At 54.2% G+C, this 14,655-nt stretch carries 13 protein-coding genes and 1 riboswitch; of the genes, 10 read left to right on the top strand and 3 right to left on the bottom strand.

Going from position 1 to position 14,655, the window contains the following annotated elements; translation table 11 throughout:
* The first annotated feature begins 145 nt into the window (after positions 1-145).
* From argC to WH298_RS08910, 5 genes are all read left to right on the top strand, one after another.
* Complete coding sequence (gene argC, locus WH298_RS08930) at positions 146-1,150, top strand: N-acetyl-gamma-glutamyl-phosphate reductase (protein WP_180822689.1); 1,005 nt, start codon at positions 146-148, stop codon at positions 1,148-1,150.
* 15 nt (positions 1,151-1,165) lie between these two features.
* Positions 1,166-1,939, top strand: a complete 774-nt coding sequence (argB, locus tag WH298_RS08925; protein ID WP_007885411.1) for an acetylglutamate kinase — start codon at positions 1,166-1,168, stop codon at positions 1,937-1,939.
* A 14-nt stretch (positions 1,940-1,953) separates the two neighbouring features.
* A complete protein-coding gene (locus WH298_RS08920; RefSeq protein WP_007885413.1) occupies positions 1,954-3,171 on the top strand; it encodes an argininosuccinate synthase in 1,218 nt (405 codons plus the stop codon).
* A gap of 75 nt (positions 3,172-3,246) precedes the next feature.
* The gene (argH, locus tag WH298_RS08915) at positions 3,247-4,620 is read left to right on the top strand and encodes an argininosuccinate lyase (RefSeq protein WP_180822688.1); all 1,374 of its coding nucleotides are present in this window, start codon (positions 3,247-3,249) and stop codon (positions 4,618-4,620) included.
* Between the two features lie 235 nt (positions 4,621-4,855).
* The gene (locus WH298_RS08910; RefSeq protein ID WP_180822687.1) at positions 4,856-5,839 is read left to right on the top strand and encodes an IS110 family RNA-guided transposase; all 984 of its coding nucleotides are present in this window, start codon (positions 4,856-4,858) and stop codon (positions 5,837-5,839) included.
* A 203-nt stretch (positions 5,840-6,042) separates the two neighbouring features.
* Here WH298_RS08910 and WH298_RS08905 read toward each other — a convergent pair whose 3' ends face one another.
* Positions 6,043-6,777, bottom strand: a complete 735-nt coding sequence (locus WH298_RS08905) for a glutathione peroxidase (protein ID WP_049851608.1) — start codon at positions 6,775-6,777, stop codon at positions 6,043-6,045.
* 128 nt (positions 6,778-6,905) lie between these two features.
* Between WH298_RS08905 and oxyR the strand changes: the two genes are divergently transcribed.
* Entirely contained in the window at positions 6,906-7,823 is a 918-nt protein-coding gene (gene oxyR / locus WH298_RS08900; protein WP_007885416.1) for a DNA-binding transcriptional regulator OxyR, read from the top strand.
* Here the strand turns inward: oxyR and sthA are convergent.
* Positions 7,806-9,206 carry a Si-specific NAD(P)(+) transhydrogenase gene (gene sthA / locus WH298_RS08895; RefSeq protein ID WP_007885417.1) on the bottom strand — a complete coding sequence of 467 codons (1,401 nt, stop codon included), beginning with the start codon at positions 9,204-9,206 and terminating at the stop codon, positions 7,806-7,808. The genes oxyR and sthA overlap by 18 nt on opposite strands.
* A 194-nt stretch (positions 9,207-9,400) precedes the next feature.
* Here sthA and fabR point away from each other — a divergent pair, with 194 nt between their 5' ends.
* Both fabR and WH298_RS08885 read left to right on the top strand, forming a co-directional pair.
* Complete coding sequence (fabR, locus tag WH298_RS08890; RefSeq protein ID WP_049851609.1) at positions 9,401-10,045, top strand: HTH-type transcriptional repressor FabR; 645 nt, start codon at positions 9,401-9,403, stop codon at positions 10,043-10,045.
* An 18-nt stretch (positions 10,046-10,063) separates the two neighbouring features.
* Positions 10,064-10,420: a YijD family membrane protein gene (locus tag WH298_RS08885; protein ID WP_007885419.1), complete on the top strand. Its 357-nt coding sequence runs from the start codon at positions 10,064-10,066 to the stop codon at positions 10,418-10,420.
* Between the two features lie 36 nt (positions 10,421-10,456).
* Here WH298_RS08885 and trmA read toward each other — a convergent pair whose 3' ends face one another.
* Positions 10,457-11,560, bottom strand: a complete 1,104-nt coding sequence (trmA, locus tag WH298_RS08880; RefSeq protein ID WP_180822686.1) for a tRNA (uridine(54)-C5)-methyltransferase TrmA — start codon at positions 11,558-11,560, stop codon at positions 10,457-10,459.
* A gap of 112 nt (positions 11,561-11,672) precedes the next feature.
* A riboswitch (cobalamin riboswitch) is annotated at positions 11,673-11,854 on the top strand.
* Positions 11,855-11,922: 68 nt separating this feature from the next.
* Here trmA and btuB point away from each other — a divergent pair.
* Both btuB and murI read left to right on the top strand, forming a co-directional pair.
* Entirely contained in the window at positions 11,923-13,809 is a 1,887-nt protein-coding gene (gene btuB / locus WH298_RS08875; RefSeq protein WP_180822685.1) for a TonB-dependent vitamin B12 receptor BtuB, read from the top strand.
* Positions 13,754-14,605: a glutamate racemase gene (gene murI, locus WH298_RS08870; protein ID WP_007886469.1), complete on the top strand. Its 852-nt coding sequence runs from the start codon at positions 13,754-13,756 to the stop codon at positions 14,603-14,605. The genes btuB and murI overlap by 56 nt, the downstream gene beginning before the upstream one ends.
* Positions 14,606-14,655: the final 50 nt, after the last annotated feature.

Genomic DNA, 14,655 nt, shown 5'->3' with positions numbered 1-14,655 from the left:
GTATCAATATTCATGCATTAATAGTGAATAAAAATACAATAACGTCGCTTGCATGTGAAGCATCAAATCTTCTGCAAACGGCATCCTGGGCAACGGGGCAAGGCCGCGACCCGATACGTGTGACTGTAAAAAGGTATACAGCCTGATGTTGAATACGCTGATCGTTGGTGCCAGTGGTTACGCTGGCGTAGAGCTTGCCACCTACCTGAATCGCCATCCGCATATGAACATAACCGCTTTGGCGGTTTCAGCGCAAAGCCCGGATGCTGGAAAGTTATTGTCGGATTTGCATCCGCAGCTCAAAGGCATTGTCGATTTGCCGCTGCAGCCGCTGAGCGAAGCCTCGGAATGGGCCGATAAAGTGGATGTGGTGTTCCTCGCGACTGCGCACGGAGTCAGCCACGATCTGGCACCTGAATTCCTCAAAGCCGGTTGCGTGGTGTTCGATCTCTCTGGCGCGTTCCGCGTTAACGACGACGCTTTCTATACGCAATATTACGGTTTCAGCCATCAGCATCAGGATTGGCTGGATAAAGCGGTTTATGGCCTGGCCGAATGGCAGCACGACAAAATCAAAGATGCGCAGTTGGTTGCGGTGCCGGGTTGCTACCCAACCGCAGCACAGCTTTCGCTGAAACCGCTAATCGAGGCCGGTCTGCTTAACGATGCACAGTGGCCGGTGATTAATGCCACCAGCGGCGTGAGCGGTGCAGGACGTAAAGCCAACGTTGCCACCAGCTTCTGTGAAGTGAGCTTGCAGCCATACGGCCTGTTTAATCACCGTCATCATCCGGAAATCGTCGCGCATCTCGGCACGCCAGTGATCTTCACGCCACATCTGGGCAGTTTCCCGCGCGGTATTTTGTCGACCACCACCTGCCGCCTGAAAGCGGGCGTGACGCAACAGGATGTGGCCGATGCCTTCCATAATGCTTACCACGACAAGCCGCTGGTGCGCGTGTATGACAAAGGCGTTCCGGCGCTGAAAGCGGTGGTCGGTTTGCCATTCTGCGACATCGGCTTCGCCATGCAAGGCGAGCACCTGATTGTGGTCGCTGCTGAAGATAACCTGCTGAAAGGCGCCTCCTCGCAGGCGGTTCAGTGTTTGAACATTCGTTTCGGCTTCCCCGAAACGCTCTCTCTGATTTAACGAACGGATAACGCAATGAATCCATTGATCATTAAACTGGGTGGCGTGCTGCTGGATAGCGAAGAAGCGCTGGCCCGTCTGTTTGATGCCCTGCTGGCATATCGCAATGAACATCAGCGTCCGCTGATCATTGTGCACGGTGGCGGTTGCGTGGTGGACGAGCTGATGAAGAAGCTCGCGCTACCGGTGAAAAAGAAGAACGGTTTGCGCGTGACGCCAGCCGATCAGATTGACATTATTACCGGTGCGTTAGCCGGTACCGCCAACAAAACGCTGCTGGCGTGGGCGAAGAAATATGGCATCGGCGCAGTGGGTTTGTGCCTGGGCGATGCCGGTTTGGTCAACGTTGCACAGTTCGATGAAGAACTCGGTCACGTTGGCAACGCCACGCCAGGTAACCCGGCGCTGGTGAACACGCTGCTGGCGGCAGGCTACATGCCGGTGATCAGCTCGATTGGTATCACCGACGGCGGTGAGTTGATGAACGTCAATGCTGACCAGGCCGCCACCGCGCTGGCCGCGACCATCGGTGCCGATTTAGTGCTGCTATCCGACGTCAGCGGTATTCTCGACGGCAAAGGTCAGCGCATTGAAGAGATGACTGCAGCGAAAGCGGAACAGCTGATCGCGCAGGGCATCATCACCGATGGCATGATCGTGAAAGTGAATGCGGCGCTCGATGCCGCTCGCACCCTCGGTCGCCCGGTCGATATCGCCAGCTGGCGTCATGCTGAACAACTGCCAACCCTTTTCAACGGCGTGTCGATTGGCACCCGGATTCTCGCATAATCAAGGATTAAGACATGAGCACGCAAAACATCAAAAAAATCGTTCTGGCCTACTCAGGCGGTCTGGATACTTCAGCCATCATTCCATGGCTGAAAGAGAACTATGGCGGCTGTGAAGTGGTGGCGTTTGTGGCGGATATCGGCCAGGAACGTGGCGATCTGGAAGGCGTTGAGAAGAAAGCACTGCAGTCTGGCGCTTCTGAGTGCCACGTGGTTGACCTGCGTGAAGAGTTCATCAGCGAATACGTCTATCCGGTGCTGCAGACCGGCGCCCTGTACGAAGGCACTTATCTGCTGGGCACCTCAATGGCGCGTCCGATTATCGCCAAAGCGCAGGTTGAGCTGGCACTGAAAGTGGGCGCAGATGCGTTGTGCCACGGCGCGACCGGCAAAGGTAATGACCAGGTGCGTTTCGAAACCACCTACACCGCGTTGGCACCACAGCTGAAAGTGGTTGCGCCATGGCGTGAATGGGACCTGCGTTCACGTGAAGCGCTGCTGGATTACCTGAAAGAGCGCAATATCCCGACCACCGCGTCGCTGGAAAAAATCTATAGCCGTGATGAGAACGCATGGCACATCTCCACGGAAGGTGGCGTGCTGGAAAGCCCGGCTAATGCACCGAACAAAGATTGCTGGGTGTGGACCGTTGATCCGCTGGAAGCGCCCGATCAGCCAGAAAACGTCACGGTTACCGTCGAGAAAGGCCGGGTAGTTGCGGTGAACGGCGAGAAGCTGAGCCCGTTCCAGTGCCTGGAAAAACTTAACGTGCTGGGCGCGAAACACGGCGTGGGTCGTATCGACATCGTGGAAAACCGCCTGGTGGGCATCAAGTCTCGTGGCTGTTACGAAACCCCGGGCGGCACCATCATGGTGAACGCGCTGCGTGCGGTTGAACAGCTGGTACTGGATCGCGATAGCTTTAAATGGCGCGAGCAGCTGGGCCATGAAATGTCTTACGTGGTTTACGATGGCCGCTGGTTCGCGCCACTGCGTAAATCCATTCAGGCCGCTGCCGAATCACTGGCAGCAGAGGTGAACGGCGAAGTGGTACTGCAGCTGTACAAAGGCCAGGCCACGGCGATTCAGAAAACCTCCGCCAACAGCCTGTACTCAGAAGAGTTCGCCACCTTTGGCGAAGACGAAGTTTACGATCACCGTCACGCGGGCGGCTTTATCCGTCTGTTCTCGCTCTCTTCACGCATTCGCGCGCTGAACGAGCAGAAGAAGTAATACCGCGGCAAGCGACACATTTTGCAAGGGCGGCTTCGGGCCGCCTTTTCTATAACGGATTCAGGAGTAATTCAGATGGCACTTTGGGGCGGACGTTTTTCGCAGGCAGCAGACCAACGGTTCAAACAGTTCAACGACTCGCTGCGTTTTGACTATCGCCTGGCCGAGCAGGACATTACCGGTTCGATTGCCTGGTCAAAAGCGCTGGTCACGGTCAACGTGTTGACCCATGAAGAGCAGCAGCAGCTGGAAAGCGCGTTGCATGAACTGCTGGCTGAAGTACGTGCCAATCCCGAGCAGATTCTGCAAAGCGATGCCGAAGATATTCACAGCTGGGTGGAAGGCAAGCTGATCGATAAAGTCGGCGCACTGGGCAAGAAATTGCATACCGGGCGTAGCCGTAACGATCAGGTCGCGACCGATCTGAAACTGTGGTGCAAAGAGCAGGTTGCGGTGCTGCTAGAGGCCACGCGCGAACTGCAATCGGCGCTGGTGACCACGGCCGAAGCCAATCAGGATGCGGTGATGCCGGGTTACACGCACCTGCAGCGTGCGCAGCCGGTGACCTTCGCGCACTGGTGCCTGGCGTACGTTGAGATGCTGGCGCGTGATGAGAGCCGTCTGCAGGATGCCCTGAAGCGTATGGATGTCAGCCCGCTGGGTTGCGGTGCGCTGGCCGGTACCGCCTATGAGATCGATCGTCAGCAGCTGGCGGGTTGGTTAGGGTTTGCGTCTGCCACGCGTAACAGCCTTGATACCGTTTCCGATCGCGATCACGTGCTGGAGCTGTTGTCAGATGCGTCGATTGGTATGGTTCATCTGTCGCGCTTTGCGGAAGACCTGATCTTCTTCAACACCGGTGAAGCGGGCTTCCTTGAGCTGTCGGATAAAGTCACTTCCGGTTCTTCGCTCATGCCACAGAAGAAAAACCCGGATGCGCTGGAGCTGATCCGTGGCAAATGCGGTCGTGTGCAAGGTGCGCTAACCGGCATGATGATGACGCTGAAAGGCCTACCGCTGGCATACAACAAAGATATGCAGGAAGACAAAGAAGGGCTGTTCGATGCACTCGACACCTGGCTCGACTGCCTGCATATGTCGGTGCTGGTGCTGGATGGCATTCAGGTAAAACGTCCGCGCTGTCAGGAAGCCGCTGAGCAGGGTTATGCTAACTCAACGGAGCTGGCCGATTATCTGGTGGCGAAAGGTGTACCGTTCCGTGAAGCGCACCACATTGTCGGTGAGACGGTGGTCGAAGCGATCAAGCAAGGCGTAGCGCTGGAAGCGCTTACTCTGGCGCAACTCAAGCAGTTCAGTGCGGTGATTGAGGAGGATGTTTATCCGATTCTGTCGCTGCAATCCTGCCTGGATAAGCGTAATGCGCAAGGCGGCGTATCGCCACAGCAGGTCGCGTTTGCTATCAATGAAGCCCAGAAACGTTTGGGTTAAAGGCATTGCGCAATAAATTGCGCCGCTTGTATCTTGAATGTGTTGCTGGTTAGCTACCAGCAACATGAAACGGAGGCAGCTTTTTGCGCCGCTTAAGACCCGATCTTGCTTCGTAGCTTTAAGCCCTCCGTTTCTCCTTTCACGCCAGCAACTACTCTGAACGGTAACCAGAAGCTCTGACTTCGTATGTACAAGGCTAGATGGCGTGATGGTTTAAGTGAAAGGGAGATATCCGATGTTCTGTCTTGGTATTGATGTAAGCAAACACAAACTCGACCTCTGCCAGTTCCCCGGCAACGGCAAAAAGAAAACGAAATCCATCAAAAATCAGGTCGGCGTAGAACGTGACATCTGCGACTGGCTCCAGAAGCAGAAGTGCCCGCCAGAGCAGGTGATGGTGGTGATGGAAGCGACCAGCGTCTATCACGAAAACGTCGCTTACGGGCTGCACGGGAACACGCCCGTGACGGTCTGTATCGGTAATCCGCAACGGGTCAGGGAGTTTGCCCGCGGAATGGGTATCCTGACCAAAAATGATGCGGTCGACGCCTGGGTGCTGGCCCGTTACGGCGAGCTGAAACAGCCCGATGCCTGGGTTCCGCCGCCACCGGAAGTCCGCAAGCTGAAAGATCTGCTGCGTCTGCGTGACGCCATCGTTGAAGATGTGCAGCGCGCGACGAACAGGCTCGAGAAGGCGAACTCAACCCAGACGGCGGGCGAGGTGACCGACTCGCTTGAAAGAACAAAAAAATCGCATGAAAAGGAGCTGAAGCGAATAAACGCGCTGATTGACGACCACATGGATAAGAATGATGGTCTGAAAGATGATCTTAAGCTGCTGGAGTCGATAAAAGGTATCGGCGGCGTAGTGGGAACGACCATGCTGTCGGTGCTTCGTACGTGCCAGTTCCGCAATGCGGGTCAGGTAGCGGCGTGGCTGGGCGTGGTGCCGGTCGAGAAGACGTCAGGCAGTTCGGTGAGAGGGCTGGCCCGGATGTCGAAAACCGGTCCCGCCGACGTGAGAGCGAAGCTGTATATGGCCGCGATAGTAGCGGCAAGGTGGAATCGACCCGTAAGAGCGCTGTATGAAAGGCTGATGGCGAAGGGCAAGCCAGCCAAAGTGGCGCTGGGAGCGGTGATGCGCAAACTGGTCCATCTCTGCTTCGGTGTGCTTAAAACACGAGAGCCGTGGAACGAAAACTACGTAGCTACCGCTTGACGTTCAAGACGGTAGCTACGGTTTTTGCACATTTTTATAGCGGCGCGATTTATCGCGCTCAGTTGATGTTCATTACGGTTACGACAAATAAAAAAAAAGCGGGCACCGTTTCGGTAGCCCGCCAACCTCTAGCTTCGGAATTACATATTGTTATAGGCACATCATCAAGGGCAGGCCACTCCCGGCCAACTCTGTGATTAGGTTTAAGCAGATTGCAGGTACTGCTCCAGATCGTCGCTGCCGCCAATGTGACGACCACCGATAAATACCTGAGGCACCGTGGCGCGGCCTGATACGGCACGCAGACTCACGGTAGTGGCATCTTGCCCCAGCACGATTTCTTCAAACGCGATGCTGCGATCAATCAGCAGCTGTTTCGCTTTGGTGCAGAACGGACAGCCGGGTTTCGTGAACACCGACACCGATTCCTGCACCTTATATTCAGGAGCCAGATAGCGCAGCAGCGTATCGGCATCCGACACTTCAAATGGATCGCCCGGCTTGTTCGGCTCGACAAACATCTTCTCAATGACGCCGTTGCGCACCAGCATGGAATAACGCCATGAGCGCGGGCCAAAACCGACATCCGCTTTTTCCACCAGCATGTTCATGCCGCGGGTGAAGTCGCCATTGCCGTCCGGGATAAAGGTGATATGTTCAGCGCGCTGATCGGCCTTCCACGCATTCATGACAAAGGTATCGTTCACTGACACACACAGAATGCTGTCGACACCGTGCTGGGCAAAGGTGCTGAACAGCTCGTTGTAGCGTGGCAGGTGGCTCGATGAGCAGGTGGGCGTAAACGCACCCGGCAGCGAGAACACGATAACGGTTTTGTCTTTAAACAATTCGTCAGTGGTGAGATCGACCCAGCGATCGCTCTGACGCGTGTGAAAAGTGACCTGCGGTACGGCTTTGCCTTCCTGGCTGGCGAACATATCTTTTCCTCAATTATCAGTGGACTCAATTCGATGAGGCGTATTATTCCCGTTCGCGCCTTGATAGGGCCAATCGTTCATTGCTATTCTATCTATCGCCACGGGCTATCGTGGTTTGGAGGATTTCAATGAATATTCGTGATCTCGAATACCTGGTTTCACTTGCGGAGCATCGCCATTTCCGGCGTGCAGCTGACGCATGTCATGTCAGCCAACCCACCTTAAGTGGACAGATTCGTAAGCTGGAAGATGAACTCGGTGTAATGCTGCTGGAGCGTACCAGCCGTAAAGTGTTATTCACTCAGGCTGGGCTGTTGCTGGTGGATCAGGCGCGAACCGTGCTGCGCGAAGTGAAAGTATTGAAAGAGATGGCAAGCCAACAGGGCGAAGCGATGTCTGGACCGCTGCACATTGGTTTGATTCCGACCACCGGGCCGTATCTGCTGCCGCACATCATTCCGATGCTGCATCAGACCTTCCCCAAACTCGAAATGTACCTGCACGAAGCGCAGACGCAGCAATTGCTGGCACAGCTCGACAGCGGCAAGCTGGATTGCGCCATTGTGGCATTGGTAAAAGAGAGCGAGGCCTTTATTGAGGTGCCGCTGTTTGATGAGCCGATGACGCTGGCGGTGTATGCCGATCATCCGTGGCGCGATCGCGATCGCGTGCCGATGTCAGATCTGGCCGGTGAGAAGTTGCTGATGCTGGAAGATGGGCACTGCTTGCGCGATCAGGCGATGGGCTTCTGCTTCGAAGCCGGCGCCGATGAAGATACGCATTTCCGCGCCACCAGCCTGGAAACGCTGCGCAACATGGTTGCCGCCGGTAGCGGTATTACCTTGCTGCCTGCGCTCTCTGTGCCGAATGAACGCGTGCGCGATGGTGTCTGTTATCTGCCTTGCTACAAGCCCGTGCCGCAGCGCACCATCGCGTTGGTCTATCGTCCAGGCTCACCTCTGCGCAACCGCTATGAGCAGTTGGCAGAAGCAATTAAAACCCATATGCAGGGTTACCTGGAAACTTCGTTAAAACAGGCGGTTTAAGCCGTTTAACGCCGCCACACGATAGGCTTCGGCCATGGTGGGATAGTTGAAGGTGGTATTCACGAAATACTCAATCGTGTTGCCGCCGTTCTTCTGTTCCATGATGGCCTGACCAATGTGGATGATCTCCGCAGCACGCTCACCAAAGCAGTGAATCCCTAAGATCTCTTTGGTTTCGCGGTGGAACAGGATCTTCAGGCTGCCGACATGCATGCCAACAATCTGCGCACGCGCCAGGTGTTTAAACTGCGCACGACCCACTTCATACGGCACTTTCATCGCAGTAAGCTGCTGTTCAGTTTTACCCACTGAGCTGATCTCCGGAATGGTATAAATCCCGGTTGGAATATCCTCGATCAGATGAGCGGTAGCTTCACCTTTGATAATCGCCTGCGCGGCAATGCGACCCTGATCGTAAGCGGCCGAGGCCAGGCTTGGATAACCAATCACGTCGCCGACTGCATAGATGTGTGGCTGCGCGGTTTGATACATGCTATTCACTTTCAGCAGGCCACGACCATCGGCTTCCAGTCCCACGTTTTCCAGCGCCAGTGAATCGGTGTTACCAGTACGACCATTCGCGTACAGCAGGCAATCCGCTTTCACTTTCTTGCCCGATTTCAGGTGAATAATCACTCCGTCATCAACACCTTCAATTTTCTCGAACTCTTCGTTGTGACGAATCACCACGCCGCTGTTCCAGAAGTGATAGGAGAGCGAATCGGACATCTCCTGATCAAGGAACGCCAGCAGGCGATCGCGGGTGTTAATCAGGTCAACCTTGACGTTCAGGCCGCGGAAAATCGACGCATATTCACAACCAATCACACCGGCGCCGTAGATGATGACGTGGCCAGGTTCATGGTGCAGGTTGAGGATGGAGTCGGAATCGTAAACGCGTGGGTGGGTAAAATCGACATCCGTTGGATGATACGGGCGAGAACCACAAGCGATAACGAATTTCTCCGCGGTTAAGCGCTCGCGCGTGCCGTCGGGTTGTTCCACTTCGATGGTGTTGGCATCAACAAAACGCGCGTCGCCTTGATACAGTTCACAGCGGTTGCGCTCATAAAAACCCTGACGCATTGCGGTTTGCTGACTGATAACGTTCTCGGTGTGGTTCAGAATGTCGGCGAATGAGGAGCGCAGGAGTCGAGTGTGATCGCTGTAAAGTGGGTTTTGATTGAACTCGATGATACGGCTGACAGCGTGACGAAGGGCTTTGGAGGGGATGGTTCCCCAGTGAGTACAACCGCCGCCGATGTTGTGGTAGCGTTCGATCACTGCAATACGCGCTCCCTGCTTCACCAGCCCCATCGCCGCACCTTCGCCGCCCGGACCGGAGCCAATCACAATGGCATCGTAATCGTAAGACTTTTGCATACCAGTACGTCCTATTTTTTTATCACATTTTTACAACGAGATTCTAACATCTCGCCGCGCACATCTGAATTCTAACAGCGTAAATTGCTGAAGTTTGACAAAGCGTGAGGTTCACAGGCGTTCACAAAGTTTGCACCGCTGTACGCTGAAAAGTTTGTTATAGTGCCTGCCAAATCACCTAAAAGGCCGGGAAAATGGGCGTCAGAGCGCTACAAAAAGAACGTACACGACGTTCACTGATTGAAGCTGCCTTCAGTCAGTTAAGTGCAGAAAGGAGTTTTGCCAGCCTGAGCTTACGGGAAGTTGCACGTGAAGCGGGGATTGCGCCGACCTCATTTTATCGTCACTTTCGCGATGTGGACGAACTCGGTTTGACCATGGTAGATGAAAGCGGCTTGATGTTGCGCCAATTGATGCGGCAAGCACGCCAGCGCATCGCCAAGGGCGGCAGCATCATCAAAACCTCGGTGGCGACTTTTATGGAGTTCATCGGGAACAATCCCAACGCTTTTCGGCTCTTACTACGCGAACGCTCCGGAACGTCGGCGGCGTTTCGTGCCGCAGTGGCACGGGAGATTCAGCACTTTATCGCCGAACTGGCCGATTACCTTGAGCTGGAAAATCGCATGCCGCGCAGTTTCACTGAGGCGCAGGCTGAAGCCATGGTAACGATTGTGTTTAGCGCGGGTGCCGAAGCTCTGGACGTCGATATCGAACAGCGTCGTAAGCTCGAAGATCGACTGGTGCTGCAGCTGCGTATGATCGCCAAAGGTGCGTATTACTGGTATCGCCGGGAGCAAGAGCGCCTGTCGGTTACCCTGGAAAAAACCGCAGAGTAATGTGATAAGGATAAAAAAATGATTGAGCAAAACCCTCGCGATAAAGGAACGCTGTTATTAGCTTTTATCACCGGTTTAGCTATCAACGGCTCCTTTTCGGTGCTGTTCAGTACGTTTGTTCCCTTTTCGATATTCCCGTTGATTGCGCTGGGCCTGGCGGCCTGGTGTCTGCATCAGCGCTATCTCAACCGCAATATGCCCGACGGCATGCCGTCGCTGGCGGCGGCGTTCTTCCTGCTAGGGATTTTGGTGTATAGCGCGCTGGTGCGGGCTGAATACCCGGACATTGGCTCCAATTTCATCCCCACCATTCTGATGGTGGCGCTGGTGTTCTGGATTGCCATGCGCTTCCGTCGCGCGAAGAACCGGCAGTAAGAGAAAAAACGGGAACCTTAGGGTTCCCGTTTTTGTTTAGGCTTTCAGCGTCAGCAGCACGCCACACTCCATATGATGGGTGTAGGGGAATTGATCAAACAGCGCCAGCCGCGTGACATCATGGGTTTCTGCCAGCACCGCAAGGTTTTCGCACAGCGTTTGCGGATTGCAGGAGATATAAAGGATGCGCGGATACGCCTGCACCATCTTCACGGTTTCCGCGTCCAGCCCGCTGCGCGGCGGATCGACGAAAATGGTTTCGCACTGATAGCTCTTCAGATCGATGCCATCTAAGCGATTGAAGCTGCGTACGCCGTTCATCGCCTGAGTAAATTCCTCGGCGGCCATGCGAATGATCTGCACGTTATCAATGTGGTTGGCGGCAATATTGTATTGCGCAGAAGCCACCGATGGTTTGGCAATCTCCGTGGCCAATACGCGGCGGAAGTTGCGTGCCAGCGCCAGCGAGAAATTACCATTCCCGCAATAGAGTTCCAGCAGATCGCCACGCGAATCCTGCGTCACGTCCAGTGCCCACTCCAGCATCTGAATATTCATCGCCGCGTTTGGTTGGGTGAAGCTGTTCTCTACCTGACGATAAATCATCTCTTTGCCGGCGACCGGCAAGCGTTCATCGACGTAATCGCGATCGAGACAGATTTTGGTTTTGGTGGCGCGACCAATTAGCTGCACATCAAAACCTTCAGCGCGCAGGCTGTCGCGCAGGGCGCTGGCTGCTGCAGTCCACTCCTCTTCCAGCTTGCGGTGATAGAGCAGCGAGATGACGATCTGGTTGCTCATGGTCGACAGGTAATCGATCTGGAATAACTTAAAACGCAGTGCGCGGTTATCCCGGATCGCATTGATCAATTTCGGCATTAGCTGGTTGATCAATTCACTGGCGGCCGGGAATTGATCGACACGAATACGTTGTTTGGTCTCTTGATCAAAGATGATGTGGTAGAGATCGTCACCGTCATGCCAGATGCGGAATTCGGCGCGCATCCGATAGTGGCTGACCGGTGAGCGGAACACCTCCACGTCGGGCGCGGCAAAGGGCACCATCATCGCCTGTAAGCGGCTGACCTTTTCCGCCAGTTGCGCGTCGTATTGTTCAATCGGGAGCTGTTCGGGTGTCATCTTTAATCCTGGTAATAAGCTGGCTTGCCGGGCGATTGTAGGCATTCAACTGCTGATGTCCAGCCCTGTGGAAAACAAGATGGCTGGAAGTCTGGATTTCCGGCCTTCCTGGCCGTAGACTGCGCCTGCCGGCCTCCTTGAGTTAAAAGGGAATCCAGTGTGAATCTGGAGCTGACGCGCAGCGGTAAAGAATGTCGTGGTGATGGCACCTATAAACACTGTCCTGCCGGATGGGAAGTTTTTCACCATTTATGATTCTCAGCCCGAAGACCTGCCGGTGTGACGTCGCAATACATACGACCATCGCGAGCTATTGGTTGTAGTCGTGCGGCATCCTGCTTCGTCTTTTGGATGCTATAACAATGAAAAACACACATGCTTCGCTGTTTGCCTTCAGTGCAACGGCGTTGTCTCTCTGGGCGCAATTTGGCTATGCCCAGCAGAATGATGATACGCAAATCGTAACGGCTAACCGCTTCGCACAGCCGGTCTCTTCGGTACTGGCTTCAACGTCTGTCGTCACGCGTGACGAGATTGATCAGTGGCAATCGAAAAACCTGCTGGAAGTGCTGCGCCGCTTACCTGGTGTGGATATCGCGCAAAGCGGCGGTATCGGTCAAAGCGCTTCTATGTATGTGCGTGGCTCGGAAGCGCGTCATACGCTGATCTTAATTGACGGTGTGCCGTTTTCTAAACCCGGTATCACCGGCGTTGCTGACTTTAACCAAATCCCGGTTTCCATTATTCAGCGTGTCGAGTTTATTCGCGGTCCGCGTTCTGCCGTTTACGGTGCGGATGCGATTGGCGGCGTAGTTAACGTCATTACGCAAAACCCTAATAACCAAAATTCACTTTCAGCGGGCTTTGGCTCGAAGGGATATCAGGAGTACAGCGGCGGCATCAATCAGAACATCACTGACCAGACGCGTTTGACGGTAGCGGGTTCTTATCAGGCCACTAACGGCTATAACGTTCAGCCCGGCTCAACGTCTGCGACCGATCGCGACCGTGATGGCTGGCGCAATAAAGCATTCTGGGCCGGCGTTGATCATAAGTTTAATGACACGTTTTCTGGCTTCTTTCGCGGTTATGGCTATGCCGCGAACTCAGATTATGATGCGGGCTATGTCGGTGGTCAGGATGAGCAGCAAATCTATAATCACTCGTTTGATACCGGCCTGCGCTTTAATCATGACGCTTACTCTTCACAACTGACCGCCAGTTATCAGAAGTACAAAATCTACAACTACGTTGGTGCTGACGGTCGCTATGCGGACTCCAACAGTTTGGATGATATGGAGCAGCGCAACCTGCAGTGGGGCAACACCCTGGCGGTGGGGCACGGTATGGTCAGCGCGGGGCTGGATTGGCAACAGCAGAAGCTGAACTCCATTGGACAACTCTATTCTGGTGCCCCGCGTGATGAAGATGGCTATAAGCAGGATAACACCGGCGCCTATCTGACGGCTCAGCAGCAGTTTGGCAACGTTACGCTTGAAGGCTCTGCGCGCGGTGATGATAACCAAGACTTTGGTCGCCATGGCACCTGGCAAACGGCAGCGGGTTGGGAGTTTGTGCCGGGCTATAAAGCTTCACTCTCTTATGGGACAGGTTTCCAGGCACCAACGCTCGGTCAGTTATATGGTTTGAAGCGTTACGGCATTAGTTCAAATCCCGATCTGAACCCGGAGAAATCAAAACAGTGGGAAGCTGCGCTGGAAGGTTTAACCGGCCCGGTTAACTGGCGTGTTGCGGCGTATCACAATAAAGTCAGCAATCTTATTACCTATGCTTCTGATCCCGTGACATTTGAGGGCGGCTATTACAATGAAAAAGCCGTTACGCTGAAAGGGATTGAAGCCACAGCTGATTTTGATACCCGCTTCCTTCATCACCAGATCACTCTGGGTTATCTGGATGCTCGCCGTGATTCTGATGGTGAAACACTGGCGCGTCGTGCGCGTGAACAAGCGAAATATCAGCTGGGTATGACGGTGTATGACTTTGATATCGACGTCATCTATCAGTACTTCGGCAAGCGCTACGATAACAACACCAGCGAATATGCGAGTGAGCAGCGTCGCTTATCAAGTTACAGCACGGTAGATCTCGCTGTCTCGTATCCGGTCACATCACAGCTCACCGTTCGTGGTAGAATTGCCAACCTGTTCGATAAAGATTATGAGACAGCGTATGGCTATCCAACTCCAGGAACGGAGTATTACCTCAGCGCCAGCTACAGCTTCTGATCTGCGTCCCACCGTGCTGGTGTTTGACTCTGGCGTCGGTGGGCTCTCCGTTTATGATGAGGTCCGACATTTATTGCCGGATCTTCACTATCTCTACGCCTTCGATAATGAAGGTTTTCCGTACGGCGAAAAATCCGAAGACTTTATTGTCGAGCGTGTGGTGGCTGTGGTGACGGCTATCACGCAGCGTTTCCCGCTGGCGCTGGTGATCATCGCGTGTAACTCTGCCAGCACCATCTCTTTACCGGCTCTGCGTGAGCGCTTCGAATTCCCAGTTGTCGGGGTGGTGCCTGCCATCAAACCTGCTGCACGTCTGACACGTAATGGTGTGGTGGGATTACTGGCCACGCGTGGCACGGTGAAACGTCCTTATACGCATGAGTTAGTGGCGCAGTTTGCCCGCGATTGTAAAATTGAGATGCTCGGTTCGGCTGAGCTGGTGGAACTGGCGGAAGCCAAGCTGCATGGCGAAGATGTTGAGTTAGCTGATGTGCGCCGCGCTGTGCAACCCTGGCTACGTATGAAAGAACCGCCGGATACCGTAGTGCTGGGATGCACGCATTTCCCTTTATTGCGTGATGAATTGCAATTGGTGTTGCCGGAAGGGACGCGTTTAGTGGATTCAGGCGCGGCTATTGCACGTCGTACCGTCTGGTTATTGGAGCATGAAGCGCCGCATGCTGTTTCATCCGGGCAGAATTTAGCGTTCTGTACGCGAATGGATGATGAAGTGACGAAATTATCACCGATTTTGCAGCGTTATGGCTTCCCGTTGCTGGAAAAATTAGCAGTTTAGTCGTGTTTCGCCGAAAAAATCAGCACTCGAAAATTAATTTGAAATTAGCA

The sequence above is a fragment of the Pantoea nemavictus genome (assembly GCF_037479095.1).
Classification (GTDB): Bacteria; Pseudomonadota; Gammaproteobacteria; order Enterobacterales; family Enterobacteriaceae; genus Pantoea; species Pantoea nemavictus.
Note: the sequence above shows the minus strand (reverse complement) of the source record. Positions and strands in the feature narration are given on the sequence as shown.

What these genes read in the sequence shown, in the direction of transcription:
- argC (WP_180822689.1), top strand. Translation starts at nt 146, where the DNA reads ATGTTGAATACGCTGATCGTTGGTGCCAGTGGTTACGCTGGCGTAGAG.
- argB (WP_007885411.1), top strand. Translation starts at nt 1,166, where the DNA reads ATGAATCCATTGATCATTAAACTGGGTGGCGTGCTGCTGGATAGCGAA.
- WH298_RS08920 (WP_007885413.1), top strand. Translation starts at nt 1,954, where the DNA reads ATGAGCACGCAAAACATCAAAAAAATCGTTCTGGCCTACTCAGGCGGT.
- argH (WP_180822688.1), top strand. Translation starts at nt 3,247, where the DNA reads ATGGCACTTTGGGGCGGACGTTTTTCGCAGGCAGCAGACCAACGGTTC.
- WH298_RS08910 (WP_180822687.1), top strand. Translation starts at nt 4,856, where the DNA reads ATGTTCTGTCTTGGTATTGATGTAAGCAAACACAAACTCGACCTCTGC.
- WH298_RS08905 (WP_049851608.1), bottom strand. Translation starts at nt 6,777, where the DNA reads ATGTTCGCCAGCCAGGAAGGCAAAGCCGTACCGCAGGTCACTTTTCAC.
- oxyR (WP_007885416.1), top strand. Translation starts at nt 6,906, where the DNA reads ATGAATATTCGTGATCTCGAATACCTGGTTTCACTTGCGGAGCATCGC.
- sthA (WP_007885417.1), bottom strand. Translation starts at nt 9,206, where the DNA reads ATGCAAAAGTCTTACGATTACGATGCCATTGTGATTGGCTCCGGTCCG.
- fabR (WP_049851609.1), top strand. Translation starts at nt 9,401, where the DNA reads ATGGGCGTCAGAGCGCTACAAAAAGAACGTACACGACGTTCACTGATT.
- WH298_RS08885 (WP_007885419.1), top strand. Translation starts at nt 10,064, where the DNA reads ATGATTGAGCAAAACCCTCGCGATAAAGGAACGCTGTTATTAGCTTTT.
- trmA (WP_180822686.1), bottom strand. Translation starts at nt 11,560, where the DNA reads ATGACACCCGAACAGCTCCCGATTGAACAATACGACGCGCAACTGGCG.
- btuB (WP_180822685.1), top strand. Translation starts at nt 11,923, where the DNA reads ATGAAAAACACACATGCTTCGCTGTTTGCCTTCAGTGCAACGGCGTTG.
- murI (WP_007886469.1), top strand. Translation starts at nt 13,754, where the DNA reads ATGGCTATCCAACTCCAGGAACGGAGTATTACCTCAGCGCCAGCTACA.